Annotated in this window: 28 protein-coding genes; 24 read left to right on the forward strand and 4 right to left on the reverse strand. The window is 66.0% G+C overall.

What is annotated here, in order from left to right; genetic code table 11:
- Window positions 1–95: 95 nt before the first annotated feature.
- On the reverse strand, window positions 96–503 hold the full coding sequence (gene msrB / locus ACWCOP_RS05475) for a peptide-methionine (R)-S-oxide reductase MsrB (RefSeq protein ID WP_478250215.1): 408 nt from the start codon (window positions 501–503) through the stop codon (window positions 96–98).
- Window positions 504–811: 308 nt separating this feature from the next.
- Between msrB and ACWCOP_RS05480 the strand changes: the two genes are divergently transcribed.
- From ACWCOP_RS05480 to scpB, 17 genes are all read left to right on the forward strand, one after another.
- Entirely contained in the window at window positions 812–1,912 is a 1,101-nt protein-coding gene (locus ACWCOP_RS05480) for a DUF2336 domain-containing protein (protein WP_478250216.1), read from the forward strand.
- A 128-nt stretch (window positions 1,913–2,040) separates the two neighbouring features.
- A complete protein-coding gene (locus ACWCOP_RS05485; protein WP_478250217.1) occupies window positions 2,041–2,295 on the forward strand; it encodes a twin-arginine translocase TatA/TatE family subunit in 255 nt (84 codons plus the stop codon).
- A gap of 3 nt (window positions 2,296–2,298) precedes the next feature.
- The gene (gene tatB, locus ACWCOP_RS05490) at window positions 2,299–2,889 is read left to right on the forward strand and encodes a Sec-independent protein translocase protein TatB (RefSeq protein WP_478250218.1); all 591 of its coding nucleotides are present in this window, start codon (window positions 2,299–2,301) and stop codon (window positions 2,887–2,889) included.
- Window positions 2,890–2,891: 2 nt separating this feature from the next.
- Window positions 2,892–3,689 carry a twin-arginine translocase subunit TatC gene (gene tatC, locus ACWCOP_RS05495; RefSeq protein WP_478250219.1) on the forward strand — a complete coding sequence of 266 codons (798 nt, stop codon included), beginning with the start codon at window positions 2,892–2,894 and terminating at the stop codon, window positions 3,687–3,689.
- Window positions 3,690–3,939: 250 nt separating this feature from the next.
- The gene (gene serS / locus ACWCOP_RS05500; protein ID WP_478250220.1) at window positions 3,940–5,211 is read left to right on the forward strand and encodes a serine--tRNA ligase; all 1,272 of its coding nucleotides are present in this window, start codon (window positions 3,940–3,942) and stop codon (window positions 5,209–5,211) included.
- A 165-nt stretch (window positions 5,212–5,376) separates the two neighbouring features.
- Window positions 5,377–6,165: a 5'/3'-nucleotidase SurE gene (gene surE, locus ACWCOP_RS05505; protein ID WP_478250655.1), complete on the forward strand. Its 789-nt coding sequence runs from the start codon at window positions 5,377–5,379 to the stop codon at window positions 6,163–6,165.
- The gene (locus ACWCOP_RS05510) at window positions 6,162–6,809 is read left to right on the forward strand and encodes a protein-L-isoaspartate(D-aspartate) O-methyltransferase (protein WP_478250221.1); all 648 of its coding nucleotides are present in this window, start codon (window positions 6,162–6,164) and stop codon (window positions 6,807–6,809) included. The genes surE and ACWCOP_RS05510 overlap by 4 nt, the downstream gene beginning before the upstream one ends.
- 132 nt (window positions 6,810–6,941) lie before the next feature.
- Window positions 6,942–7,355, forward strand: a complete 414-nt coding sequence (locus ACWCOP_RS05515) for a hypothetical protein (RefSeq protein ID WP_478250222.1) — start codon at window positions 6,942–6,944, stop codon at window positions 7,353–7,355.
- Window positions 7,356–7,564: 209 nt separating this feature from the next.
- Window positions 7,565–8,401: a LysM peptidoglycan-binding domain-containing protein gene (locus ACWCOP_RS05520; RefSeq protein WP_478250223.1), complete on the forward strand. Its 837-nt coding sequence runs from the start codon at window positions 7,565–7,567 to the stop codon at window positions 8,399–8,401.
- Window positions 8,402–8,479: 78 nt separating this feature from the next.
- Window positions 8,480–8,833, forward strand: coding sequence for a preprotein translocase subunit YajC (gene yajC / locus ACWCOP_RS05525; RefSeq protein WP_478250224.1), 354 nt, complete (start codon window positions 8,480–8,482; stop codon window positions 8,831–8,833).
- Between the two features lie 74 nt (window positions 8,834–8,907).
- The gene (gene secD / locus ACWCOP_RS05530) at window positions 8,908–10,539 is read left to right on the forward strand and encodes a protein translocase subunit SecD (RefSeq protein WP_478250225.1); all 1,632 of its coding nucleotides are present in this window, start codon (window positions 8,908–8,910) and stop codon (window positions 10,537–10,539) included.
- Window positions 10,540–10,554: 15 nt separating this feature from the next.
- Window positions 10,555–11,589 (forward strand): protein translocase subunit SecF, encoded by a 1,035-nt coding sequence (gene secF / locus ACWCOP_RS05535; RefSeq protein WP_478250226.1) that lies wholly within the window; start codon window positions 10,555–10,557, stop codon window positions 11,587–11,589.
- A complete protein-coding gene (locus tag ACWCOP_RS05540; protein WP_478250227.1) occupies window positions 11,579–11,950 on the forward strand; it encodes an Mth938-like domain-containing protein in 372 nt (123 codons plus the stop codon). The genes secF and ACWCOP_RS05540 overlap by 11 nt, the downstream gene beginning before the upstream one ends.
- A 114-nt stretch (window positions 11,951–12,064) precedes the next feature.
- Window positions 12,065–12,949, forward strand: a complete 885-nt coding sequence (locus tag ACWCOP_RS05545) for an SPOR domain-containing protein (protein WP_478250228.1) — start codon at window positions 12,065–12,067, stop codon at window positions 12,947–12,949.
- Window positions 12,949–13,968 (forward strand): beta-N-acetylhexosaminidase, encoded by a 1,020-nt coding sequence (nagZ, locus tag ACWCOP_RS05550; protein WP_478250229.1) that lies wholly within the window; start codon window positions 12,949–12,951, stop codon window positions 13,966–13,968. Before ACWCOP_RS05545 ends, nagZ begins: the two co-directional genes overlap by 1 nt.
- Window positions 13,969–14,787: a segregation and condensation protein A gene (locus ACWCOP_RS05555; RefSeq protein ID WP_478250230.1), complete on the forward strand. Its 819-nt coding sequence runs from the start codon at window positions 13,969–13,971 to the stop codon at window positions 14,785–14,787.
- The gene (gene scpB / locus ACWCOP_RS05560) at window positions 14,784–15,557 is read left to right on the forward strand and encodes an SMC-Scp complex subunit ScpB (protein WP_478250231.1); all 774 of its coding nucleotides are present in this window, start codon (window positions 14,784–14,786) and stop codon (window positions 15,555–15,557) included. Before ACWCOP_RS05555 ends, scpB begins: the two co-directional genes overlap by 4 nt.
- On the opposite strand, the gene ACWCOP_RS05565 is transcribed toward scpB, so the two are convergent.
- Both ACWCOP_RS05565 and ACWCOP_RS05570 read right to left on the reverse strand, forming a co-directional pair.
- Complete coding sequence (locus ACWCOP_RS05565) at window positions 15,554–16,906, reverse strand: serine hydrolase domain-containing protein (protein ID WP_478250232.1); 1,353 nt, start codon at window positions 16,904–16,906, stop codon at window positions 15,554–15,556. The genes scpB and ACWCOP_RS05565 overlap by 4 nt on opposite strands.
- Before the next feature lie 192 nt (window positions 16,907–17,098).
- Window positions 17,099–17,695, reverse strand: coding sequence for a superoxide dismutase (locus ACWCOP_RS05570; RefSeq protein ID WP_478250233.1), 597 nt, complete (start codon window positions 17,693–17,695; stop codon window positions 17,099–17,101).
- A gap of 194 nt (window positions 17,696–17,889) precedes the next feature.
- Between ACWCOP_RS05570 and ACWCOP_RS05575 the strand changes: the two genes are divergently transcribed.
- A complete protein-coding gene (locus ACWCOP_RS05575; RefSeq protein WP_478250234.1) occupies window positions 17,890–18,735 on the forward strand; it encodes a squalene/phytoene synthase family protein in 846 nt (281 codons plus the stop codon).
- Between the two features lie 14 nt (window positions 18,736–18,749).
- Here the strand turns inward: ACWCOP_RS05575 and trmFO are convergent, their stop codons facing one another.
- Window positions 18,750–20,153, reverse strand: a complete 1,404-nt coding sequence (trmFO, locus tag ACWCOP_RS05580; protein WP_478250235.1) for a methylenetetrahydrofolate--tRNA-(uracil(54)-C(5))-methyltransferase (FADH(2)-oxidizing) TrmFO — start codon at window positions 20,151–20,153, stop codon at window positions 18,750–18,752.
- Window positions 20,154–20,284: 131 nt separating this feature from the next.
- Between trmFO and ACWCOP_RS05585 the strand changes: the two genes are divergently transcribed.
- The 6 genes from ACWCOP_RS05585 to ACWCOP_RS05610 all read left to right on the forward strand — a co-directional run bounded on the left by ACWCOP_RS05585 (window position 20,285) and on the right by ACWCOP_RS05610 (window position 26,067).
- Window positions 20,285–21,439, forward strand: coding sequence for an energy transducer TonB (locus ACWCOP_RS05585; RefSeq protein WP_478250236.1), 1,155 nt, complete (start codon window positions 20,285–20,287; stop codon window positions 21,437–21,439).
- Window positions 21,440–21,451: 12 nt separating this feature from the next.
- Window positions 21,452–22,165, forward strand: coding sequence for a hypothetical protein (locus ACWCOP_RS05590; protein ID WP_478250237.1), 714 nt, complete (start codon window positions 21,452–21,454; stop codon window positions 22,163–22,165).
- Window positions 22,166–22,231: 66 nt separating this feature from the next.
- Window positions 22,232–23,125, forward strand: coding sequence for a hypothetical protein (locus tag ACWCOP_RS05595; RefSeq protein WP_478250238.1), 894 nt, complete (start codon window positions 22,232–22,234; stop codon window positions 23,123–23,125).
- A 54-nt stretch (window positions 23,126–23,179) separates the two neighbouring features.
- Window positions 23,180–24,190, forward strand: coding sequence for a hypothetical protein (locus tag ACWCOP_RS05600; protein WP_478250239.1), 1,011 nt, complete (start codon window positions 23,180–23,182; stop codon window positions 24,188–24,190).
- Window positions 24,191–24,193: 3 nt separating this feature from the next.
- Window positions 24,194–25,105 carry a hypothetical protein gene (locus ACWCOP_RS05605; RefSeq protein WP_478250240.1) on the forward strand — a complete coding sequence of 304 codons (912 nt, stop codon included), beginning with the start codon at window positions 24,194–24,196 and terminating at the stop codon, window positions 25,103–25,105.
- Entirely contained in the window at window positions 25,102–26,067 is a 966-nt protein-coding gene (locus ACWCOP_RS05610) for a CPBP family intramembrane glutamic endopeptidase (RefSeq protein WP_478250241.1), read from the forward strand. Before ACWCOP_RS05605 ends, ACWCOP_RS05610 begins: the two co-directional genes overlap by 4 nt.
- Window positions 26,068–26,133: the final 66 nt, after the last annotated feature.

Consider the following 26,133-nt stretch of genomic DNA (forward strand, 5'->3'; position numbering starts at 1 on the left):
ACCGCCCGCCGCGCGTGCGTGAGAAAGGTCTGGGTCATGTGCGTTCAACCGGTCCGGGATCGCCGACCGGCCCCCTGAAAATCTGGTGAGCGGCGTCAGTCTTCGCCGCCGCCGGGTCGGAAGTCCAGCACCATGCCGTTCACGCAGTAGCGCAGGCCGGTGGGTTTGGGACCATCATTGAACACATGCCCCAGATGGGCGCCGCAATTGGCGCAGTGAAATTCGGTGCGCGGCGCCAGAAGCTTGAAGTCGCGCTTGGTGCCAAGCGCGTGCTCATTCGCCGGCGCATAAAAGCTGGGCCAGCCCGAGCCGCTCTCATACTTCTCGGCGCTGGTGAACGTCACCTCGCCACACACGGCGCAGGCATAGACGCCGTCGCGCTTTTCGGCGTTCAGCGGACTGCAGCCGGGCGCTTCGGTGCCTTCGTGAAAGGCGATGCGTTCAATTTCCGCAGGCAGGTTCTTGCGAAGCTCGGCGATCTTTTCAGCGGGGAGGCGGGGCATGGGGGAAGTCTCCTGAACGACACGTCCCGATCATATAGGACGGACTGCAGCCCGGATCGACCCGGCTCCGTGCCCTCGATCAGGGTGGCGAGCTGGATTCGGGACGCCATGACCACCGCTTTTTGCAAGATGAATCCTGGCAAGCCCATGCGCAGGGCCACCTTGGTGACAGGGTTCACCACGGTGTTGCGCGCCAGGAATGAGTAACGCGTGTTCTCGGTTTGCTGCCGCCGCTTAGACTATTCCTTAACGCAGCGTCGCTATTCATGCGAGCCTGAAGCTTGCGTCGATGAGGTGACCGGCCCGCCATGGCTGAAGATTTTCGCCCCGCCGAGCCTGCGCCCCCGCCGCCGCCCGCCAGCGGCCGGGCGCGCGCCCGGCTCACGCGCCGTCTGGCTGACATTGTCTGCCTGCCGGCGAGCCGAGTCTCGCCCCAGGAACGCTGGATGACCGCCGACGTGCTCGACGAGTTGCTGCGAGAGGCCGATCCCGCGCTGCGCGCCAAGGTGGCTGCGCGCCTCGCCGAACAGACCGAGGCGCCCGCGGGACTTTTACGCAAGCTCGCCATGGACGCCTATGAGATCGCGGAACCGATCCTGCGCTCGAGCGACTCCCTGACCGATTTTGACATGATGGAGATCGCCGCCAAGGGCGAGCTGCGTCACCGGCTAGCGCTGGCCCGGCGCGAGTCGGTGTCCGAGACCGTCGCCGCTGCGCTCTGCCGGGCCGGGGACCCGGACACCATCGCCGCGGTCCTGCGCAATCCTGGAGCCCGGCTTGCAACCCAGACCGCCGATTTTCTGGTGCGCGAGGCGGCCGAGAACGAGCAGATCGCCAAGCTTTTGATCAAGCGGCCCGAGTTGCGGCCGGTCCAGGCTTTCGTCCTGTTCTGGGCGACGCCCCATTCGCTGCGCCGGCTCATCCTGGATCGTTTCGCCGCCAGCCGGACGATCCTGCAGGAAGCCGCAGCGGACGTGTTTCCCCTGGCCGCCAGGGAGCGCGAGCCTGATCCTACGGTCACCGAGGCGCTCGCCTATATCGATCGGCGCCAGCGCGACCGCGAGGCCGCCGAGGTGTCGCCCTACGGCTCGCTGGAGGCGGTGGTGGAGCGGGCCGGCAAGGTCGGCTTCACCGAAGTGCTGCGCGCCGAAGGCTGTGTGATGGCCAACATCCAGCGCGATCTTTTCAACCGCATCATTGATGATTTCGGTGGCGAGCCCTGCGCGGTGCTGGCCAAGGCGACCGGCCTGTCGCGCTATCATCTTGAAGACATGATCGCCTCGTCGCACGGAACCGACGCCGTCGTGCGTCTGCAACAGGCCAAGGCGGTGTTCGAGACGCTGTCCACAGACAAAGCCCAGACGGTTCTACGCTACTGGAACTGGGTGATCGCTCGCGGGCGAGACTAGGGCTGGCGTCGAAATTCTGAGTCATTTCCGGCTCCGCGTGCGGGCGGCGTTGGATTCGCGGACCATCATCCCTTACATGTGTAGACGGTTAGAACGCCGCGCGCTGCGCGGTCCACGGGAGACGCGACATGGGTCCGCATTGGACAGGCATTCTCATCGTGGCGATCCTGCTGCTCGTTTTGTTTGGCGGGCGGGGCAAGATCTCTGCGCTCATGGGCGACATGGCCAAAGGCGTCACTGCCTTTCGCAAGGGGTTGAAGGATGACGAGTCCAGCGACCCCAAGGCCGACGCCAAGGACGGCGAGAGCCGCCGCGAAGCATTGGGAGCCGACGCCCCGGGCGAGGCGCCGCCCCGCCGCGAGGACGAGCGCACCGGGGGCTAGGTGATGAACCCGGGCATCGGCGCTCCGGAACTTCTGGTCATCGCGATTATCGCGCTGGTCGTGGTGGGTCCCAAGGACCTGCCGCTGATGGTGCGCCGTCTTGGCCGCTTTGTGGGCAAGATGCGCGGTCTGGCGCGCGAGTTTCAAAATAGTTTTGACGAGCTGGGCCGCGAAGCCGAACTCGCCGAGCTGAAAAAGGAAGTGGAGGCCTTGAAGAAGGCGAACCCGCTCTCCGAGATCCAGCGCGAGTTCAAGGACGCCGAGGCCGACGCCATCCGCGCCGGCGCCGAGGACAAGCCCCATCCCCGCTCCGCTAAGGACAAGCCGCTCAAGGGCGAGCCGTTGAAATTCGGTCCGGCCGCAGAAGCGGGCGAGCAGGACGCTGGCAAGCCAGATAGCGGCCAGCATGAGGCGGAAATGACCGGTCCGCGCGCGGACATCGAGCCGAGGGCGAAGGCGGTGTCCGGTAGTGAACCCGGCGCCAATGCCGCCGCCTCCGGCGACACGGCCTTTGCGCCGGATCTGGGCGGGTTGTCCGGCTCACTGGAGGATCCTCGCCCTGAGCCCTCCGAACCGAAAAAGAAGACCGGCTGAGCATGGCTGCGGGACCGCAAGATGAAGACGAGGTGGAAGCCTCGCGCGCGCCCCTGATGGCGCATCTTGAAGAGCTGCGCGACCGGCTGATCTGGGTGCTGGGCGCCGTGGCTGTGGGCTTCGCCGTCTGCTTTGTCTACGCCGAGTGGATCTACAACGTGCTTCTGGTGCCGTTTGAAGACGCGGCCCGGCAGGTGCGGGGCGACGAGCTGGAGCTTCAGCTCATCTTCACGGCGCCGCTGGAGTTTTTCTTCGTCAAGCTGAAGCTTGCTTTGTTCGGCGCGATCGCGCTGGCCTTTCCCGTCATCGCCTATCAGGTCTGGGCGTTCGTGCGGCCAGGGCTTTACAAGAATGAGCGGCTTGCGTTCGCGCCGTTTCTGGTGGCGTCGCCGGCCCTGTTCGCGGCCGGGATGGCGTTCGTCTATTACCTGATCCTGCCGTTTGTGATGAGCTTTGCTCTGGGCCAGGAGCAGATGGGCGCCGAAGGGCGCGCGCAGATCCAGCTGCTCACGCGCGTCAGCGAGTATCTCAACCTCGTCACCACGCTGGCATTGGCCTTCGGGGTGAGCTTTCAGCTTCCCGTGATGCTGTCTTTGCTGGGCAAGGCGGGGCTTTTGACCAGCGGCGATCTTGTACGCTCCTGGAAGTTTGCGCTTGTGGGAATCGCCGCCTTCGCGGCCTTCGTCACCCCGCCGGATCCCATCAGCCAGATCTTCCTCGGCGCCGCCATGTTCGGGCTCTACGGCCTGTCCATCCTCGCGGTGAAGCTGGTGGAGCCGAAGGTGGAGGCCGAGGTGTAAGGACGTAGCTGTCCTCCCCCTTGATGGGGGAGGTGTCCCGGAGCTCCGCTTCGGGACGGAGGGGGTGGCCGCACAAAGCGTTCAAAGCTGGCGCTTGCCACCCCACCCGACCCGAGGCTTCGCCTCGGCCCACCCTCCCCATCAAGGGGGAGGGACAAAGACGGCCACCCCTCACTCCCCCGGTTGCCGCAACGCTCCGCCGCGCGTATCACCGGCGCGTGTCCCGTCCCCCTGATTTGAGCCGCGCCCCATGCACGATATTCGACTGATCCGCGACGAGCCGGCCGCATTTGACGCGGCCATGAAGCAGCGCGGCCTGGAGCCCCAGGCCGAGCGCCTGATCGATCTCGACGCGCGCCGCCGCGCCGCCACGGCGCGCCTGCAGGAGCTGGAGACCGAGCGTAACGCCAAGTCCAAGGAGATCGGCAAGGCGAAAGCCCAGGGCGACGAGGCGCGCTTCACCGAGCTGCGCAGCACGGTGGAGAACCTCAAGGCCGAGATGGAGCGCCTTACCGAGGAGGCGCGCACCGCCGAGGAGGTGCTCAATCAGCACCTGGCGGCGCTGCCCAACCGCCCGCTCCCCGACGTGCCCGAGGGCGCCGACGAGAGCGAGAACAAAGAAGTGCGTGTCTGGGGTGAGGCGCGGGATTTCACGTTCACACCGAAAGACCATGTGGCCGTGGGCGAGCGTATGGGCCTCGATTTTGAACGCGCCGCCGCCATGTCCGGCGCCCGCTTTGCGGTGCTGCAGGGCCCGCTGGCGAAGCTGGAGCGCGCGCTCGGCCAGTTCATGCTGGACGTTCAGACCGAGGAGCACGGATACCGCGAAACTGCCGTGCCGTATCTAGTGCGCGACACCGCGCTGTTTGGCACCGGTCAGCTTCCGAAGTTCGCCGAGGATCAGTTCCGCACCACAGACGGTTTCTGGCTCATCCCGACCGCCGAAGTCCCCCTCACCAATCTGGTGCGCGATGCGATCCACGCCGAAGCCGATTTTCCCCTGCGGCTCACCGCGCTGACCCCGTGCTTCCGGTCCGAAGCCGGTTCGGCCGGGCGGGATACGCGCGGGCTCATTCGCATGCACCAGTTTCACAAGGTGGAGCTGGTCTCCATCACCACGCCGGAGCAGTCAGGCGAGGAGCTGGAGCGCATGACCGGGTGCGCAGAAGAGATCCTACGCCGGCTGGAGCTGCCCTACCGGGTGATGTTGCTGTGCACCGGCGATATGGGGTTCGCGGCGCGCAAGACCTATGACCTGGAAGTCTGGATGCCCAGCCAGGAGACCTATCGCGAGATCAGCTCGTGCTCGCTGTGCGGCGATTTCCAGGCCCGGCGTATGAATGCGCGCTATCGCCGCGAAGGCGAGAAGAAGCCTGAATACCTCCACACCCTTAACGGCTCTGGCCTGGCGGTGGGGCGCGCCCTGGTGGCGATCTTAGAAAACCACCAGAACGAAGACGGTTCGGTGACGATCCCGCATGCGCTGCGCTCCTACATGGGCGGACTTGAAAAGATCGGGTGAGATTTATTCTGCGCGTCCTTCGAGGCTCGCCCTGGCGGGCTCGCTCCTCAGGATGAGGGTGAGTTTAAGTCTTTGTCCTCCTCATCCTGAGGAGTCTTTTCGCTTCAGCGAAAAGCCTCGAAGGACGCACGACCGTGCCCCATGCTCTTTTGAAGGCGATACATGATGCTCGACACCAACCCCCGCATTCTCATCACCAATGACGACGGGATCCATGCGCCGGGTCTTGAGGTGCTGGAGCATATCGCCGCTTCAGTGAGCGATGATGTTTGGGTGGTGGCGCCCGCCGAAGAGCAGTCGGGGATGGGCCGGGCGCTCACCCTGAATGCGCCGCTGCGGGTGCAGCGGCTGGGCGACAGGCGGTTTTCGGTCACGGGAACGCCCACCGACTGCGTGCATATGGCCGTTCATGGTCTCATCGACGGCAAGGCGCCGGACTTACTGCTCTCGGGTGTCAATTCAGGTCAGAACATCGCCGAGGACGTAACGTTTTCGGGAACCGTGGCCGGCGCCATGCAAGGCACCCAGCTGGGCATTCCCTCCATCGCCTGGTCGCAGGCCTATGGCTTTGAGGGGCGCAGCACGATCCGCTGGGAGACCGCGCGCCATCACGGCCCGGCCGTGCTCAAACGCCTGCTGCAGCATCCCTGGAGCGAGAACGTTTTGATGAACGTGAACTTCCCCGACCGCGCGCCGGACAATGTCGCGGGGCTTGAGGCCACGGTGCAGGGTGTACGCGATCAGACGGTGCTTTATGCGGACAAGCGGACCGATCTTCGCGGCCGGGACTATTACTGGCTGGGCTTCAGCGGCAAGAAATCCGATCCGGCCGTGGGCACCGATCTTCGCGCCGTCTATGAGGGGCGCATCTCGATCACGCCGCTGCATCTTGATCTGACTCATTTTGAGGCGCGCGAGCGCCTCGCCGGCGCTTTCCAAGACTTCAAGCCATGAGCCAGGGGCCCGATACCCGCGTCATTCAGCTCCTGATGGCGCTGCGCAACGCCGGAATCTCCGACAAGCGCGTACTCGGCGCCATCGAGCGAACGCCGCGAAATCTGTTCGTGCCTGAAGGCTTTCAGGACCAGGCCTTCCAGAACCGCCCGCTGCCCATTGATTGCGGTCAGACCATTTCCCAGCCCTTCGTCGTCGCGGCTATGACCGAGGCGCTGAAAGTGGATGATCGCTGCAAGGTGCTGGAGGTCGGGACCGGGTCTGGGTATCAGGCCGCCGTTCTCAGCCGCCTGTCGCGCAGGGTCTACACCGTGGAGCGATACCGCACCCTGGCGCGCGAGGCGGAGGCGCGCTTCGCCCAGCTGCGCCTGAGCAATATCGTTACGAGGGTCGGCGACGGCTCCAAGGGCTGGCCCGAGCAGGCGCCGTTTGACCGCATAATCGTCACCGCCGCCGCTGCTGAACGCCCCGACGGGCTGCTTGAGCAGCTCAAAGCGGGCGGAATCGCAGTCTCACCCGTGCAAAACGGCGCAGTGCAGACCCTGATGCGGTATACCCGCGATGAGAATGGCGCTCTTGAGGAAACCGCCCTGTTCGACGTGCGCTTTGTTCCGTTGGTGCCCGGCGCGGCGCGAACTTTGTAGAGCGCCGGGCCTCGCCTCGCCAAGGTTTTGCCTTATTTCCCTCGCTTCATCGAACCAGATGGTGCGCGAGCGTGTTAAGGTGGGGGCGGTCGACCGTACCGGTCTGACACCACAATTCTAAAGGAGCCTGTGATGCTTCGCTTTCTACTTCCCGCCGCGGGCGCCGGCCTCGCCGCGCTTACGCTTCAGGCCTGCGCGCCTGGTGAAATGATGGAGCCGGACATGTCGGCGGAGGCCGCCGAAACGCTGGCGCGGTACAACTTCACCGGCGAGACCCAATCTTGCCTCTCCACAAACCGAATTGATCAAATCAAGCCGCTGGACGAGCGCCACTGGCTGGTGGAGACGGTCAATGGCGACATGTATCTCAACCGCGTGAGCCGAGGCTGTAACGGCGCCGATCGCTCCTTCACCTATCTTCAATACGAGATCCCCACAGGACAGCTGTGCCGCGGTGAAATCATCCGCGTGATCGACAATGGCTCGAACATGAGTCAGGGCGCGTGCGGGCTGGGCGACTATGAGCGACTCACAGCGATCGAGTGAGCCGCGTAAAGTCAACGTCCGGTTAACGCTCGCCGCGTGATACTGGGGCTCCTTTCGCGTCCCATGGTCAAGGTCACGCTGCGATGCGCCGCCGGTTCGCCAGTCTTGTCTGTTTGTCTGCTCTGGCCGTCTCGGCGTGCGCCGGGGGCGGACGCGAGACTGCGCCGATTCAACGCGGCTATGCCTCCAGTCCTGACTGCGCGGGCGGAGTGACGGTCCGCCGCGGCGATACTCTGTACGCCATCGCACGCCGCTGCGAGGTGGATGTGAACGCCCTGGCGGACGCCAACGGTCTTCGCTCGCCCAGCGCCATCAATCCCGGCCAGCGCCTCTCCATGCCACGCCCCCCCACCTACACGGTGCGGCGCGGCGATAATCTGTACCGCATCGCGCTGGCCCACGGCATGGATACGCAGGCGCTCGCCGCGCTCAACAATCTGCGCCCCCCCTATACGATTCATCCCGGTCAGGAGCTGCGCGTTACCGGCAGGCCGCGCCTTGTGGCCGAGGCGCCGTCGGGCGGATCCCGCACCCGGCCGGGCACGCCCGGACCCTCGTCCGGGCCGACCCTTGATCCGCCGCCGACCAGCCGCGACGGGGTGGACCGCACCCAGCCCTCGGTTCCGCCTGCGGCGCAGGTGCAGCTCGGTGCGCCAGGTGAATTCATCTGGCCGCTCAACGGCCCCGTGCTTGCGCGGTTCTCCAGGTCCGGACCTGACAAGCTGGACGGGCTGCGCATCGGTGCGCAGTTCGGCGAGCCGGTTTTCGCCGCCGCCGACGGGGAGGTGATCTACGCCTCTGACGAAATTCCCAATTACGGCCAGCTCGTCCTTGTGCGCCATGGTGGCGACATCACAACCGCCTACGCCATGAATTCGCGGCTGCAGGTCCAGGTGGGGCAGCGTGTGCGGGCAGGCGATCACATCGCCGACGCCGGGCAGTCGGGGCCGGTCACACAGCCGCTCCTGCACTTCGAGGTGCGCCGCGGGGTCAGCCCGATAGATCCCGAAACTGTGCTCCCCGCCCGCTCCGGGGCGGATTCCTGACCGGCGCCTCTTGTTGCAACGCGCTTTCGCCCCGATATAGTCGCGCACCTTGAACCGACCGGGACAGACGGAGTCATCATGCTTTCTGGGATCGAAACCGCGACCATCGCCGCCGCCGCCGGAGGGGGCATGAGCGCCATGCTGTTGCAGCTTGCGCCCTTCCTGCTCATCTTCGTGGTGTTCTACTTCCTGCTGATCCGTCCGCAACAGCAGCGCGTGAAAAAGCACACCGAGATGATCAACAGCCTGCGCCGGGGCGACGAAGTCCTCACCCAGGGCGGAATCGTGGGCAAGATCACCAAGATCACCGACACCGACGCCATGGTGGAGATCGCCGAGGGCGTTCGCGTGAAAGTGCTCAAGCCCACCATCACCGAGGTGCGCAATCGCACCGAACCGGCGAACGACTCCGCATCGGCCAAGTCTGACTAAGACGGCCAGTAAGCCTTTCAGCGGCGCCGGGGTCCCCGGCGCCGCGCCGTTTTTGAATACGGGCGGACCGCTCAATGCTTTACTTCTCCACCTGGAAGACGGGGCTTATCGCCGCCGTTTGCCTGATCGGCTTCCTGTTCATATTGCCGAATTTCGTGCCGGCGTCCGAGCGTCTTGACGCGGCGGGCGAGCCGGTGGGGATCTGGCGGGTGCTGCCCCACAACTCGATCAATCTCGGCCTGGATCTCCGCGGTGGCTCGCATCTGGTGTTCGAAGTGGACATGGAGGGCGTGCGCGAGGAAAGACTGAGCAATCTGGCCGAGGACGTGCGCGCCACGTTCCGACAGGATCCGCCCATCCTCTCGGCGCCGCCTGCTGTGGTGAGCGGCCAGGTCGTGGCGCGCCTGTCGCGCCCCGAGGACCTGGAGCGCGCCCTGGAGCGTCTTGAGGATATCAACGAGCCGGTGACCAACGCCGCTGGCCAGCAGACCCTGCAGGACACGCTGAATATCGAGCGCGGAGAAGACGGGCGCACTTTGCGTCTGTCCATCACCGAGGCGGCGTTTGAAAGCATTCGCCAGCGTACGGTGACCCAGTCCATCGAGGTGATCCGCCGGCGAATCGACTCCACCGGCACCACCGAGCCCACCATCGCCCGCCAGGGCGAGGATCGCGTGCTGGTCCAGGTGCCCGGAGAAAGCGATCCACAGCGCATTATCGAGTTGGTGGGCACCACGGCGCGTATGACCTTCCACATGGTGGAAGCCAATGTCGACCCTGGCCCTGACGGACAGGCGCGTACCCCGCCGGGCGTGACGATCCTGTCCACCGAGCGTCCGGGCGAGCCCTATCTGGCGGTTCAGACCCGCCCGCTGATCACCGGCGAGCAGCTGGTGAGCGCAAGCCAGAGCTTTGACCAGAGCGGCCAGCCTGCGGTGAGCTTCCGCTTCAACCAGTCCGGCTCGCTCGCCTTCGGCGAGGCCACCGCCCGGAATGTGGGCAGGCGCTTCGCCATTGTGCTGGACGATTCAATCATCTCCGCGCCCAATATCCGCTCTCCCATTCTGGGCGGGTCGGGCATTATCGAGGGCGGCTTCACCGTTCAGTCGGCAAGTGATCTCGCCAACATGCTGAACGCCGGCGCTCTGCCGGCCGAGCTTTCGCCCATCGAACAGCGCACGGTGGGTCCGGGGCTTGGGCAGGACTCCATCGATCGTGGTCAGACCGCGATACTCATCGGCTTCTCGCTGGTGATCGTGTTCATGCTTCTTGCCTATGGCTTCTTCGGGATCGTCTCGACGGCGGCGCTGGTGGTGAACGTGGCTTTGCTGCTTGGCGCGCTGTCGGGCCTGCAGGCGACGCTGACCCTGCCGGGCATCGCGGGCATCATCCTCACCATCGGCATGGCGGTGGACGCCAACGTGCTGATCTTTGAACGGGTCCGGGAGGAATACCGGCTCGGGCGAACGGTCACAAACGCGCTGGAGACCGGCTATAGCCGGGCGCTCTCGGCGATCCTTGACGCCAACATAACCACCTTCATCGCCGCCGCGGTGCTTTACATGATCGGCGCCGGACCGGTGCGCGGCTTCGCCGTGACGCTGGGCATCGGCATCCTCACCTCGGTGTTCACCGCCTTCGTCTTCTCACGCCTGCTGATCGCCATCTGGCTGCGCGTGAGCCGGCCCAAAACGCTGGCCATGTAAGGGGACCTAGACGCCATGAAACTCGCCCTTGTGCGCTTTCTTCCGGTCGACACCGACTTTCCCTTCATCAAGGGGCGTGTGGCCGCGTTCGTCCTGTCGCTTCTGCTGATGCTGGCCAGCGCCGGTGCGTTTTTGGGGATGGGCCTGAATTTCGGCATCGACTTTCGCGGCGGAACGCTGATCGAGATCGGCACCGACGGCCCCGCCGACCTCTCCGCCATCCGCACCGAGCTGGACTCTCTCCAGATCGGCGACGTCCAGGTGCAGGAATTCGGCTCGGACGACGCGGTGCTTATCCGGGTGGAAACCCTGGATCAGGCTGGCGGCGAAGCCGTGTTCCAGCGCGCCCGGGAACTTGGTCTGACGCTTCCCGATCAGCGGATACGTGACGGGGTGGAGGATGATGAAGCCGCCCAGCAGGTCACCCGCGAGGCGATCCAGGCGTCTCTGAACAGTGCGTTCTCCGACATCGATTATCGCCGCGTCGAAGTTGTCGGACCCCAGGTTTCCGGCGAGCTGGTCGTGGCCGGCACCATGGCCGTGCTTATCGCGCTGCTCCTGATGCTGGTCTATATCTGGTTCCGGTTCGAGTGGCAGTACTCGGTGGGCGCCGTCCTGGCGCTGGCCCACGACGTGGTGGCCACAATCGGATTTTTCGCGATCACCCAGCTGGAGTTCAATCTCTCCACCATCGCGGCGATCCTGACCATCGTGGGCTATTCCATGAACGACACCGTGGTGGTCTATGACCGCATCCGCGAGAAGTTCAGAAAGTACAAGACCAAACCCACCGCCGAAGTCCTGAACATGGCGATCAACAAGACGCTGTCGCGCACCATCCTGACCTCGGGCACGACGCTGGTCGCCATCGTCGCCATGGCCTTTATCGGCGGCCCGGCGCTGCAGGGCTTTGCGCTGGCGCTGATCTGGGGCGTGGCGATCGGCACCTATTCGTCGATCTTTGTCGCCGCGCCTCTGCTCACCCTCACCGGTGTGCGCCGCGAGAGCGGTGAAGAGGGCGAAGGCGCCCTGGTCGATAATGCGCCGTAGAGAGACCCCGTCCTACGCCGTGCCGCCGATTGATGCGTTCGGCGAGGGCGGGTTTCGCATCGCCGGCGCCCGCAAGGACGGCTCACAGCTGATCGTCGACGGCGCCGCGCGGCCCTGGGCCGCCGATCCGGCCGCGCTGACGCCGGGTGACTTTGCGGTTTTTCTCAACCGCGCCGACAAGCCGGACATGGTGGTGCTGGGCGTCGGCGGCGCCCTGAAGCATCCGCCCGCCGAAGTGCGCAAGGCGTTTCGCGAGGCCGGCGTGGGGCTTGAGGTGCTCGACACCGCCACGGCGTGCCGCACCTATAACCTGCTCGCCGGCGAGGCAAGGCGCGTGTGTGCGGCGCTTATCGCGGTCTAGTCAAAAGCCTGTGGAAAGAGCCTGCCGACCGGGGAGGCGTTCGCGCCCGGGGCTTGCTATGGTGACAGCGTACAAGTTTGGCCGAATCGGCTGACCGCATTTCTCGAGTGAGCCATGAGCGACGACGACCGCCGCCTGGGGGCTTACGCCCCGCCGCCTGACGATTACGAGACCTTCGACGCGCGCGACGCCGAGCAGGATCGGCGCGGCTGGCTGTTTCTCGCCGCCGCGGCGGTGGTGTTCGCGCTCTTTGTGGCCGTGGTCTACAACACTTTCCAGCTGGGCGTGCGCGAGCGCAGCGACAGCCCGGTGATCACCGCCGACGCCGAGCCTTATCGTGTGGCGCCGCAAGGGGATGAAACCGACGAACCCGATCTTGGCGTCCATGGCCTGCGTTCAGGAGAGCGCAGCGCCGATGGCGGCGAAGCCGCTGCGCCCCGCGCGGTGAGCGAAGAGCCGGTGAGCCTGCCTGAAGCGCGTATCGAGACCGCGGACGCCGACGAAATGACGGGTGATGCCGATGGCGATCCGAGCGAAGAGGGCGGCGCCGAGCCCGCTCCGTCCGGGCGGTCAGAGCAAGCGCCCGAGCCTGCTCCTGAACCCGCGCCGAACTCCAGCCAGCCGGCGCGAGATCCGTCGATCGAGGATGTCATCGCCGAACGCGAGCGGGCGCAGAGTGAAGCGCGCGCCGAGGCTGCGCCTGCCGCTACGCCCCGACCGGCTCCCGCCGAGCCTCAGCCCGGCGCCGCCCAGCCCTATCTGGCGCAGATCGCGGCGTTTCGTTCTGAAGAGGACGCCCAGTCCGACTGGCGCCGTTTCGCGCGCAGCTTTCCCGACCTCGCCAGTGGCCGGAACGCAGACATTCAGCGCGCCGATCTGGGTGAGCGCGGCATCTATTACCGCCTTCGCGTCAACGGCTTCGCGACGCGTGATGCGGCCAACGCGTATTGCCAGACCCTGCAGGCGCGCGGTCAGGCCTGCATGGTGGCGCGCCGCTGATGGCGAGCGCGGCGCTCTACGGCTTTGAAGGCGAGCGCCTGACGAGCGACGAAAAGGCGTTCTTCCGCGACGCCGATCCGTGGGGTTTCATCCTGTTCGCCCGCAATGTGGACCGGCCGGGCCAGGTGCTGCGGCTCACCGAGAGCCTGCGCGATCTCATGGGCCGCAATGTCCCGGTCTTCATCGATCAGGAAGGCGGACGCGTGCAGCGCTTCCGGCCTCCCGCCTGGCGCGCCGCTCCGGCGGCGGCTCGCTTTGGCGAACTTTGGGACCGCGAGCCGGATCTGGCGCTGGAGGCGGTGCGTCTGAACCATCGCCTGCTGGGCGCCGAGCTGATTGCGTCGGGCGTGGACGTGGATTTCGCGCCGTGCCTGGATCTGCCGGTCCCCGGCGCCCACGACGTCATCGGCGATCGTGCGCTGCACACCAAGGTCGACCCAGTCGCCGCCATGGGCCGCGCGGCGCTGGAGGGGCTGCTGGATCAGGGCGTGCTCGGCGTCATCAAGCATGTGCCCGGCCACGGACGCGCCGGCGCCGACAGCCATCTGGAGCTGCCGGTGGTGGACGCCGACGAAGACACGCTGGCGCAGACTGATTTTGCGCCGTTCAGGGCGCTGGCGGACGCGTCCATGGCGATGACCGCCCATGTGGTCTACTCGGCCCTTGACCGCGACGACCCGGCGACCCTGTCGTCAGAGGTGATAGGCCGGATCATTCGCGGGCATATGGGATTTGAAGGTCTTCTCATGACCGATGATCTGTCCATGAAGGCGCTGTCGGGATCGTTCCAGCAGCGCGCTGAACGGGCGCTCTCCGCCGGCTGTGATCTGTTGATGCACTGCAATGGCGAGCGCGCCGAAATGGTCGAGATCGCCCACGCGGCGCCGCGTCTTGACGGGCGCGCCCTTGAGCGCGCCGAGGCGGCGTTGGCGCTGCGCCAGGCTCCGCAGGATCTTGATTTCGATGCGGGGTGCGCCCGCCTCTCCGCCCTGTTCAACGAGGCCGGTCTGGAGCTCTAGATGAGCGATCTTTTCGACGGGTTCGAAGAAGATCCGTTCGAGGCGGCGGACGGCGCCGCCGAGGGCGAGACGCTGATCCTCGACATCGGCGGATGGGAGGGTCCGCTCCACCTCCTGCTGGCGCTGGCGCGCAAGAACAAGGTGGATCTGGCCCATATCTCCATGCTGGAGCTGGCCGACCAGTATCTTGTCTTTGTCGAGCAGGCGCGAAAGAAACGCCTCGATCTGGCGGCGGAGTATCTGGTGATGGCGGCCTGGCTCGCCTACCTGAAATCCCGGCTCTTGCTTCCCAAACCCCGGCCCGACGATGACGAGCCCGAGCCTGAGATCATGGCCGCCGCGCTGGCCTTCCGCCTACGCCGTCTGGACGCGATGCGCGCAGCCGGCAAGGCGCTCTACGCCCGGTCCGTGCTGGGCCGCGATGTGTTCGCACGCGGCATGCCGGAAGGCGTGCGCAGCGTAAAGACGCCGGCTTATGAGGCCGAGCTCTACGATCTGCTCAAAGCCTACGCCGTGCGCCGCGAGCGCGAGGCCCTGCGCAATTATCAACCCACCGTGCCGCGCGTATATTCGCTGGAGCAGGCGAGAAAGCGCCTCACCGGCATCACCAGGCGCCTCACCGGCTGGGACAGGCTGGACACGCTCCTGCCTGATGAGGACGAGCTGGGCCTGGATGCGCCGGGGCGGGACAGCGTCATGGCCAGCTCGCTGCTGGCGGCGCTGGAGATCACCAAGGACGGCGACGCCGAGCTGCGCCAGGAAGCGGTCTATGCGCCGATCTGGATGCGCGGCGTCGACAAAGGGGAGCGCGCGAAATGAGCGATGATGATCGCGATCCGATCGCCGAAGCGATCAAGGCGCTTCAGAGCGAAGCCGGCGACCGGACCAGGGGCGATTCCGGCCCGCCGGGCGTGCGTCTGGCCGTGGACAATGACGCCGAGCTTTTGCGCATGACCGAGGCGCTCTTGTTTGCGGCGACCGAGCCGCTGGACATCGAAACCCTGCGCGCGCGCCTGCCCGACGACGCCGATGTGCGCGCTGTGCTGAACGCCCTGCAGGCCAAGTATCAGGGCGCGGGCGTGAACCTGGCCGAGGTGGGCGGACGCTGGCGCTTCCAGACCGCGCCGGATCTCGCCTTCCTGCTTCGCGAAGAGCGCGAGGAGCCCAGAAAGCTCTCTCAAGCCGCGTTGGAGACGCTGGCCATCATCGCCTACCACCAGCCGGTCACCCGCGCCGAGATCGAGGAGATCCGCGGCGTGGCCGTGTCCAAAGGCACGCTGGATCAGCTTCTTGAGATGAAATGGATCCGCCTGCGCGGACGCCGGCGCACGCCGGGCCGGCCGGTGACCTACGGCGCCACCGACGCCTTCCTGGATTATTTCGGCCTGCCCAGCATTTCAGACCTGCCCGGCGTGTCGGATTTGAAGGCGGCCGGCCTTCTCTCCAACCGCCTGCCGCCCGACTTCGCCGTGCCGAGCCCCGGCCTTAGTCTCGGCGTGCCGGACGAGGATCTCTTCTCCGAGGATGAAGCCGCCCAGTTCCATGTGGATTTTCTGGACGGCGAGGACCTGGACGCGGGCGAAGACTAGCTCTCCCGCGGCAGGGCGCCGTAGGCGAGTTCGTCGAATATGGCGCGCGCGCCGGTGGTTTCGGCAGTGGTGGCGCCGGGTTGTTCCTGGGCCAGGATCACCGCGACCATGCCGGTGGCGGGGCTGACGACGAACTCGGTGTCGAAATACCCCGCCCAGCCGAAATCGCCCACGCGCCGGTGCGGGTGCGCGCCAGGGCCTTCATAGGTGACCCCGACGCCATAGCCGTATCCCATATCCATATCGCTCATGCCCTGCGGCGCGCGATCAGCCTGCACATGGGGCGCGGTCATGGCAGCGACACTTTCAGCTGAGAGGATCCGCGTGCCATCCAGCTCGCCACCATTGGCCAGCATCTGAGCAAAGCGCAGATAGTCATTCGCCGTCGAGAACAGGCCCGCGCCGCCCGCCTCGAACGGCGCGGCGCGGGTGAGATCCTCCGCGCTCGAGACCGCCGTGAGATCGCCAACATCGTCATGGGTGTAGAGCGTGGCGACGTTGGCCTGCTGGCCCTCGTCGGGGAAGAAGGTGGTGTCGTCCATCCCCAGCGGGCTGAAGATGCGCGCCTGCATGAAGGCTTCAAGGTTCTCACCGGCGGCTTCGGCCACGATGAAGCCCAGCACGTCGCTGGCGTAGGAATAGAACCAGCGCTCGCCCGGCTGGAAATACAGCGGCATCCCGGCCAGCGTCTCCATGCGCTCGGCGAAGGTTTCGCCGCCGCCGGCATAGATGTCGTTGCCGATATAAAGGGCGCCCAGATTGGTCTGATAATCAAAGATATAGCCAATCCCCGAGGTGTGGGTCAGAAGGTGCTCGACCGTGATGGCTCGCTCCAGCGGCTCGGTTGGGATCTCGTAAGCGTCGTCCACCGAAGTGGAGGTCGCCACGCGCGCAGTGGCGAACGCGGGAATGTAGTCGCTCACCGGAGTGTCGAGGCTGAGCACACCCTCCTCAATCAGCATCATCGCCGCGACGGCCGTCACCGGCTTGCTCATGGAGGCGATGCGCACAAGCGTGTCGGCGGTCATGGGCGTTTGCGCCGCGATATCGGCGTAGCCGGCCTCCGCCACGTGGCGCACCTCTCCGCCGCGGGCGAGCACCGCCACGACGCCGGAGCGGTCACCCGCATCCACCAGCGCCTGCAGGCGCTCGTCCAGGGCGTCCAGCCCGGAGCGGGTGAAGCCGGCGATCTGAGGTGCGGCCGGGGCGGCCTCTGTGACTTCAGTGCTGACCGGCGGCGGGGCGTCTGGCGTGTCCGGGGTGGGCGGTTCACATGCGGCGAGCACGGCGGCGCTCGCTACGGCGAGCAGGAGCGCAAGACGGCGGCGCAAGGCGGGTGAAAAATCCATCGTGAGAATCCCCGGAAATCGAAATCGCGTATCTCAGTATCGACGATGCGGCGCCGGGACGGAAGGCTTCCAGGGCCACACCCGGGCGGTGAATTGCGCTCGGCCTTACTAGCGATTGAGGACACAACGAAAAAAAAGGCCGCGGGGTGTTGCGCCCCGCGGCCTTGTTCGTTCCGGTTCTTCAGCCTGCGTTTAAGCGCGCAGATTGGCGTTGGCGAAGTCCCAGTTGATCAGATTGCCCAGGAAGGCGCCCATATAGTCGGGCCGGCGATTCTGATAATCCAGATAGTAGGCGTGCTCCCAGACATCCATGGTGATGAGCGGGGTGACGCCGGACTCCGTCAGCGGGGTTTCCGCGTTCAGGGTCTTGCGCACTTCCAGGGTGTCGCCGTTTTTCACCAGCCACGCCCAGCCGGACCCGAACTGCGTCGCGCCGGCGTTCTTGAACTCTTCAGCGAACTTTTCAAACGAGCCGAAGGATTTGGTGATCGCATCGGCGATCTCGCCGGTGGGCGCGCCGCCGCCCTTGGGGCTCATGGAGTTCCAGTAGAAGGTGTGGTTCCAGATCTGGGCGGCGTTGTTGAACATGCCCATGTCCTTGGCGTCCCACGACTTCTTGACCGTGGCGTCCAGGTCCGAGCCGTCATAGTCGGAGCCGTCCAGGGCCGCGTTGGCCTTGTCCACATAGGTCTTGTGGTGCTTGCCGTGGTGAAACTCGAGGGTCTGCGCCGAGATATGCGGAGCGAGGGCGTCCTTGGAATAGGGAAGGTCGGGAAGCGTAAAGGCCATGGGGGTCTCCCTTGATGTGAGCGGTCTGCATCCCAGAAAACGCATCGCATCGGCGAACGGCTCAATTTGGATGCAGCCGAGATGCATGCGTCTCTGGAAATGTCTCGCAGCCTTCATATGGTTCCAACCACCGCGCTGTCCACCTTCAACGTCCCTGACGCCTCGCCCGCGTGCCCAAGGCCTGAAAGCCATCCATGACCGATTTCGACGCCCTGTTGCAGACCTCCGATCCTGACCGGCGCATGGCGGCCCTGTTCGCGCCGCCGCAAATCCGCGGGCGCCTGTTTTCGCTTTATGCGTTTTATCACGAGATCGCGCGGGTGCCCGAGGCGGTCAGCGATGCAATGATCGGCGAGATGCGCCTGGCCTGGGCGCGTGAGGCGGTGGCCGATCTGTTCGCCGATCCACCGAAAGTACGCCGCCACGACATCTATGAAGCGCTCTCCGAACTGCGCGCCGCGCCAGGCGCTCCGGACCGCGAAACGCTGGAAACCCTGGTGGAGGCGCGCGCGGCTGATCTGGGCGAGGGGCCGTTTCCCACGCGCGCCGACCGGCGCGACTATGTGGACCGGACGGCCGTCACGCTGATGCGGGCCGCCGCCCGCCTGTGCAAACCCGATCTCGATCTTGGCGGAGAGGCGGGCGCGGCGATCCATGCGGCGGGCCGACTTTGGGGCTTCACAGGGTTGATCCGCGCCTTTCCGGCGCTGTGTCAGGCCGGGCGTCCGCCCTTCGCCGCCGACGAGCTCGCCGGGGCGCCGCTGAACGAGACCGATCTGCACCAGGGCGCCAAGCCGGCCGACGCCAAGGCGGCCCTCAAAGGCCTCATCGCCGAAGCCGACGAGGCGCAGGCGATGCTGTCGCGCACGCGCTCGGTCCTGCCGGCCGAAGTGTTTCCCGCGCTCGGCTATGCCGGGCTGGCGCGCGGCTACCTGAAGCAGATCAAGGCGCTCCAAGACCCCTACCGCCAGACCGCCGACCGGCCGCTGGCGGCCCGCCAATGGCGGCTCACATGGGGCTCGCTCACCGGGCGGATCTAGGGTCCCTCGCTGGACTACTCCGCCGCCTGCGAAACAATCCCGGTGCGCCAGGCGTCATGGTCGGCGAGGGCGCGCGCGGTCATCAGGCGTTTGCGCGCCTGGGATTTCGCGGCCCCGCGCAGGCGCTCACCGTTGGGTCCCTTGCGCGGGGCCTCCATTTCAGGGAACAGGCCGAAATTCACGTTCATGGGCTGGAAGGCGCCCTTCTTACCGGGCACGTGGCCGGTGGTGATGTGGGTGAGCAACGCGCCCAGCGCCGTGGTGGGCGGCGGCGGCGCGATCGGCTGGCCCAGCTTCTCCGCAGCCGCGAAGCGTCCGGCCAGAAGCCCCATGGCCGCGCTCTCCACATAGCCTTCAACGCCGGTGATCTGCCCAGCGAAGCGCAGGGACGGACGCGCCTTGAGGCGCATCACACCATCCAGCAGCTTGGGCGAATGCAGGAAGGTGTTGCGATGAATGCCGCCAAGGCGCGCAAAGCGGGCGTTCTGCAAGCCTGGGATCATCTTGAACACGTCGGTCTGGACGCCGTATTTCATTTTGGTCTGGAAGCCGACCATGTTGAACAAGCTGCCCAGCGCGTTGTCCTGGCGCAGCTGCACCACCGCATAGGGCTTTTCATCCGGGTTGTGGGCATTGGTCAGGCCGCGCGGCTTCATGGGCCCATGGCGCAGGGTTTCGCGCCCGCGCTCGGCCATCACTTCGATCGGCAGGCAGCCGTCAAAATAGGGCGTGTCCTTCTCCCAGTCCTTGAACTCGGTCTTTTCCGAGGACACCAGCGCGTCGATGAAGGCCTCGTACTGATCTTTGTTCATGGGGCAGTTGATATAGGCCGCCTTGTCTTCTTCGGTCTCGCCTTTGTCGTAGCGTGACTGCTTCCAGGCGACGTTCATGTCGATGGAGTCGGCATAAAGGATCGGCGCGATGGCGTCGAAGAAGGCCAGCTCCCCCTCGCCCGTGAGGCCGTGGATCGCCTCGGCCAGACTTGTGGAGGTGAGGGGGCCGGTGGCGATGATCACGCTGTCCCAGTCCTGCGGCGGCAAGCCGGTGATCTCTTCGCGCACGATCTGGATATTCGGGTGCGCCTCGATGGCGGCGGTGACAGCGTTCGAGAACACGTCGCGGTCCACCGCCAGCGCGCCGCCGGCGGGCACCTGGGCGATCTTCGCCTTCTCCATGATGATCGAGCCGGCCCGGCGCATCTCCTCATGGAGAAGCCCCACCGCATTGGTCTCATGATCGTCGGAGCGGAAGGAGTTGGAACACACCAGCTCTGCCAGGCCGTCGGTCTGGTGGGCCTCGGTCCCGCGAACGCCGCGCATTTCGTGAAGCACGACCTGTGCGCCGGCGTTTGCGGCCTGCCAGGCGGCTTCGCAGCCGGCCATGCCGCCGCCGATAATATGGATTGGGGTCTGGGTCATGACGTCCATATACGCGCTGCGGGCCTGACGCTCAAACACTGCGAGGGCCGAAATGCAGGCTCGCCCCGCCCGGCCTTGACCCTCAGCTCGGATTGCAGTTTTCTCCTTTTGAGAGAAGAGGGGAGTTTGGTGTGAAATTGCAGGTTATATCGCTATGCATCGCGCTGATGACTGCGCTGTTGACCGTGCCTGCGGGCGCCCAGACGCTTCCGGACTCTGTGACCGAAGCCTATGCCCGCTATCAGCAGGCCTATGACGCCGGGGACGCCGAAACTGCGTTGAGCGCGGCGCGTGATGCGTTAGAGGCGGGTGAGGCGGAGCAGATAGATGCGGCGACGCTAGGTGTGCTGGCCGAAAACTACGCCGCGCTTGCCGCCGCCATGGATCGCCTGGACATCGCCATTCAGGCGTTCACACGCGCCGGCGAGCTTTATCGGCAGACCGGTCAACCCGGCTTCGCAGCGGTCCGTATGGAGCGGCGGGCGGTGGAGACGTTGTTTCTCAGCGGCGAGCAAGAGGAGGCCAGCAGGCGCGCCGACACGTTGGCCGATGCGCTCGAGGCGCTGCCAGAGGAGCCCGAGCGAGACTTCGAAATTGCCCGCACCCGCGCGCTTCAGGCGCACGCCTCTTGGAATAGCGGCGGCAATATGGTCGCCGGACAACGCGGCCGCGAAGCGTTCGAGGCGTGGCGGCGATCGGGTCAGGACCTGAACGCCGACAGCGCCTTCCTGGCGTTTTACGCCGGAATTGAACGGGCTTTCAGAGGCGATGACCGCGACGCGGCGTTCTGGTTTGAGGTTGCAAATCAGTTGTTTGAGGCCTTCGAAGTCGCCGACCGGGCGTCGGATATCGCCAGAGCCTGGGGGCATTACTCGCGCGGGCGCCTGAGCGATACCGACCGGCGCGTTCTACTTGAGCGTTTCGCCGAGGGCGGATGGGTCGCCGAGCCCTGTCTCGCCGAATGCGACAACGCCGACGACGCCGGCGATGAGACGATCGAGGATGAAAACAATCGTGATGCGCGGCCCTTGCGTCGACCGTCGCCAAGTTATCCGTCCCGGATGGAGTCTGCGCGCGTTCAGGGCATCACACTGGTGCAGTTTGATATCGACGAGCACGGACGCACTCAGGACATCGAGGTTCTGTTCTCAGCGCCCCATCCAGATTTCGGCGAGTCCGCCGTGCGCTCGGTTGAGCGTTGGCGCTATGAGCCCAAGCTGGTGGACGGATCCCCGGTGGTTCGTGAAGATGTGATGACAGAGTTCACCTTCGCTTTAAGGAATTGAACGATGCGGTCAATGCTTCTCTTTGTGCTGACCGCCCTGGGCCTGCAGGCGTCGGGTCCTGACAGCGAGCTTTATAGCGCCGCTGACTCCGTGCCGGCTCTCGTTGAAGCCTATGAAGCCTGGGCTGCGGGGAATCTCCCTGCGGCGGGTGAAGCGGCGGCGTTGGCCATGGCCCGTCTTGAATCTGATCGGTGTTCGATCTCGCCCGACGGCGCCCGTCTCGCCTGGATTCTGGGGGTGGCGGCGCGGTTTGAAGTGGTGGAGGCTCCGGCCGGCTACTGGTTCTGGGCGGCTCAAAGGATCGCCCACGCGGCAGGAGGGCTGGACCAGTATCAGCGCCGGGTGGTCCGCCGCCTCGCCACTGAACCGGGCGACTGGGCCACATCCGACGCTTGGTACGCTCACTCCGCCTATCTTGGGTCCAGATTGGCGGCGCAGGACTGCGGCGCGCCCGAGCGAATCCTGGTGGATCCGGCGGCGGGGGCGGGCGACGCGGCCTACGTGATTCTTGAGGTGCGCACGAACCATCAGACGCGGGTTCGCCGAGCTAAGCTGGAGCTGGCCTATCCGCCGCAAGAGGGCGGCGCCTTGCGCGACGCCGTCACTGGCCACCATCTCACCACCGGCCTCAACGCTAATCGAGCTTTCGTTTTTGATCCCTGCACGGAGCTGCGTGACGAGGCGGGCGAGCTAATCGAAGTCTGCCGCATCAGCCAGCGCGATTAGAACCGGCCCTGCGGCCTGGCGCCGCGTGGCTTGGCCGGGGCCGGTTTCGGCGCTATGTCCGCCGCCATGACCATCCTCGACATAAGCGCCTTGCGCGCCGCCTTCCGCTTTCCGCTGGACAATTCCCGCCCGGTTCTCACCGGGGCGCTGATCTATGGCGTGATCTTCGCCGCCCAGACGCTGTCCACCGCTTACGCCGCCGCCGGCGCCGGCTGGGGCGCGCCGACGGCCCTGGTGTTCATCCTGGCTGGGTTCGTTATCTTCGTTGTGGCGCTCTCGGCCTGGGGGCGCACAGCGCTCCATGGCGAAGCGGGCGCGCCCGGCTTCGGGCCGGACGAGCGGCGCCTTTTGTGGGCGGCGTTTCTGGTGGTGCTTCTGGTAGGCATCGTCGTGATGACCGCAGCGTTTCTGGCGTTCTGCATCATTCTGGGCGCCAGCATGGTCGCCATCAGCCGCCAGGGTTACGACGAACCGCCCGCCGATGCGGTGAACACGTTCGCGCTGCTCAATACGGCTGAATGGGGCGCGGTCTGGTTGACGGCCATCGTGTTCATCGGCTTCAGCCTGTGGTTCTTCGCCCGCCTCGTCATGGCCTATCCGGCCACGGTGGATCAGCGTAAGGTGCAGGTGCTCACCGCCTGGCCGTTCTCTGGGAAGCGTCGCGCCCTTGAAATCGCGCTGACGCTGGTGCTGGCCGCCGCGCCGGGCGTGATCTTCCTGGTGGTGTTCAATCGCCTCAGTGAAGCCCTGATCGGGGCATGGCCGGGCGCAGCGCAAAGCGCAGTGACGTCCGGCGCCGACACTTTGTCCACCAACCCGGTGCTGTTCGGGGTCGCTGCGCTGATCTACGGGGCCGGAAAAATTGCTCTGGTGGCCGCGCCCTGCGCCGCGGCGCTGTGTGCGCTCTATGTTAAATATCGCACAGAAACCGAAGAATCGCCTCCCGACCCGGAGACCTGAGCCGCGCGTCTTGTTAGTCTCGCCTCGGTGGGGAAACCAGTTTCGGGGGAGACGATGGACAAGCCTGCGTTCAACTTCACATCTGCGGCATTCTTTTTCTTCAAGGCGCTCGGCCGCCGCCCGGGCGCGGTCCTTTGGATCGCGCTGTGGCAGATCATCCTGTACGCCGTGATCTACGGCGGGGCGCTGGCGCTGCTCTGGCCGTTCTGGGCGGAACTCTTCGGGGCTCTGGCCGAGGGCGTCGAGCCGGATGAAGCCACAATCCTGAGATACGCCGCCAGCCTTTTTGCAGGCGCGATGTTGGCTGGGATCGGCGGCCTTCTCGCGCTGGTGCTGGCGCAAGGCGCCTGGCTGCGGCTTCTCACCCGCGACGAGGTGGCCGGCGGAATCCCGTTCCGCCTGGGCGGCGACGAGCTGCGCCTCATCGGGGTGAACATCCTCTTTATCCTGCTGAACATGGTGTTTTGGGGCGTCGCGATCGGTGTCGCGGTGGCCCCAACTATCGCGGCGCAGGCCGCCGGCGGCGACACCGGCGCCGTGCTGGGCGGCGCGGCGGTGTCGTCCCTTGTGGTGGTCGCGGCGGTGGTCATCTGGATAATCCTGGCGCTCAAGCTCGCCGCCGCGCCGGCGATGAGCGTGCAGCAGCGCCGCTTTCGCTTTTTTGGATCCTTTGCAGCGACAAATTCGATCACCGCCTGGATGCTCCTGGTCTATCTGTTGGCGTGCGTGATCTATGTCGGCGGCGCCATCGTGGTGAGCCTGGCCCAGCAGGTCGCAGTGCTTCTGGCCGCGGCTGATCTGATCGGCGCCCTGTCGGCGCTGGACCCCGAGGCGGACCCGGAAATCGTGTTCTCCATCCTGGCCGACATCTTCACCCGGCCGAGCGCCCTGATCGGTCTTGGCGTGGTCGTGTTACTGCAGATCCTCTTTCAGATCCTGTTCGAGGCGTTCTGGCACGGTCCCGGCGCCTATGTCGCGGTGCGCCACGCCAATGATCCGCTGAGCCATGAAGAGACGTTCAGCGCCCCCGCCGGCTCGGTGGGCGACGCGCCGGCAGAGGGCTGAGCCATGACCGGCACGGTCCCGGGCGCCGTCCCGGCGCGGTATACGGCCAGGGCTGCGCTCGGCTATGCATGGGTGGTGTTTCGTACGAATCCCATGGCGTTCCTGCGCCTTGCGATCCTGCAGGCGCTGATCTTTGCATCCACCGGATTCGCCATGGTCTGGCTCATGGGTTGGGCGGGGCTGAACGCCGAGGCCCCGCCAGCCGAGCAGGTTGCGGCGGCTCTGCGCGTGAGCGCGCTCACAGCGCCGGTCTATCTGGCGCTGGCGGCTCTTTCGATCTGGATCGAGGCGTTATGGCTGGACCTGTTTTTCAACCGGCCCCTGCGGCTGTGGCCGGGCTGGAGCGATTACGGGCGGCTGCTCCTCAGCTTTCTCATCGTTCTGGCGGTCTTCATCGCCGGCTATCTGGGCGTCCTCTTCCTGGGGGCGATCATCATCGGCGTGACCGCAGCGATTGGCGGCGCCGGGCCGGCGATTGTGTCGGGCCTTTTGGTTTTTGCTGCATTCGTGGCCTTTCTCATCCTCGTCCAGATGCGGTTCACCGCCTTGCCGGGAGTGGTCTTCATGACGGGCCGCATCGCGGTTGCGGACGCCTGGCGCCTGTCGCGGGGCCGGATGGGGGCGCTGCTGCTGGCCTGGCTCGGCTATGCCTTCGCGTATCTGGTTAATATCGCAATCTCGGTAAGCCTGCTCTCGTTGACGCCGGCCAGCCCCTGGCGGGCTGTGCAGGCCGCCATTGAGCAGCCTGAAAACCCGCTCGCCCAGTACGAGGTGTACAGCATTCTTGTGGTTGACGCGGGCGCGGCGGCCTTTGCGTTCCTGCTGATATTGGCCTCGAACCTGCTGTTCGTGCCGATCATGGCGGTATCCCGGGCGATCGGCGTGCGCTTGGCTCTTGAGGGTGAACCTGAATGACGCGCGCGCTCTACGCCACCTGGCCGGACGGATCGCGGCGCACCTGGGGCTGGGCGGCGCTCTTGCTGACCCTCGCCGGCTTCGCCGTATCGGGTGTGGTGATTGTGGCCGGGTCGGCGGTCTATGCGGGCGTGCTCGCCTTCGGCGGCGTGGATCCGGCCGAGATTCAGCGGCGCATGACCGAGGACACGCTGACCTTCATGCTGCCCCTTGTGCTGGTGCAGTTCCTCGTCTGGGGCGGACTGACGGTCCTGTGGATCAAGGCGTTCGAGCGCCGGTCCCTCGCGACGATCGGCCTCGGGCCGGGCGCCGCGCCGCGCTACCTGCTTGGCCTTGTGCTCGGCGTGGTTCTGGTGATCGCCGTCGGCGCCGCCGCCCTTGCGCTGGGCGCGCGCGGCGAAGCGGGCGAGGCGTTGGGGAGCAACGCCGTTGCCGGGATTCCGCCCGCCGGCGCGGTGTTCGCCGTGCTTCTGGGATGCTCGGTCTTTCTGGTGCAGGGCGCCGCCGAGGAGATCGTGTTCCGCGGCTGGCTGATGAGCATGCTGGCGGCGCGCTGGGGCGTGGCGGCGGCGGTGATCGTCTCTAGCGCCTTCTTTACGGTGTTCCACGCCCATGTCTTCGTGTCCGGCTTCGCTTTCGGCCTGGTCGCGCTTTTAGGGCTCGGCCTGACCGGGCTCGCCTTTGCGCTTCTGTGCGTGCTCACCCGCTCGGTGTGGGAGGCGGTCGCCGCCCACGGCGCCTTCAACGCCGCCGCAGTGGGCGCGCCGACACTGGCGCTTCTGTTCGAGGATCCGTCCCTGTCGGCCAAGGCCGCGTTCGCCGAAGTGTTCGCCCGCGCCACCGGCATGGCGGGTCCGGGCAGCACGACCGTGGGACCTGAGACCTTCGGCCAGGCGTTGGCTGCAGGCGTAATCAGTGCGGTGCTCGCCGTGCTGATCGCCCGCCGAGCCGGACGCAGCTGAGTGCGGGTGCAAGGGGCGCTCCGCGATGAGTCATGGTCGCAGCTTCAAGCCAGACGGACATGGACG

Source organism: Apolloniradiicaulis salifontis (assembly GCF_053756655.1).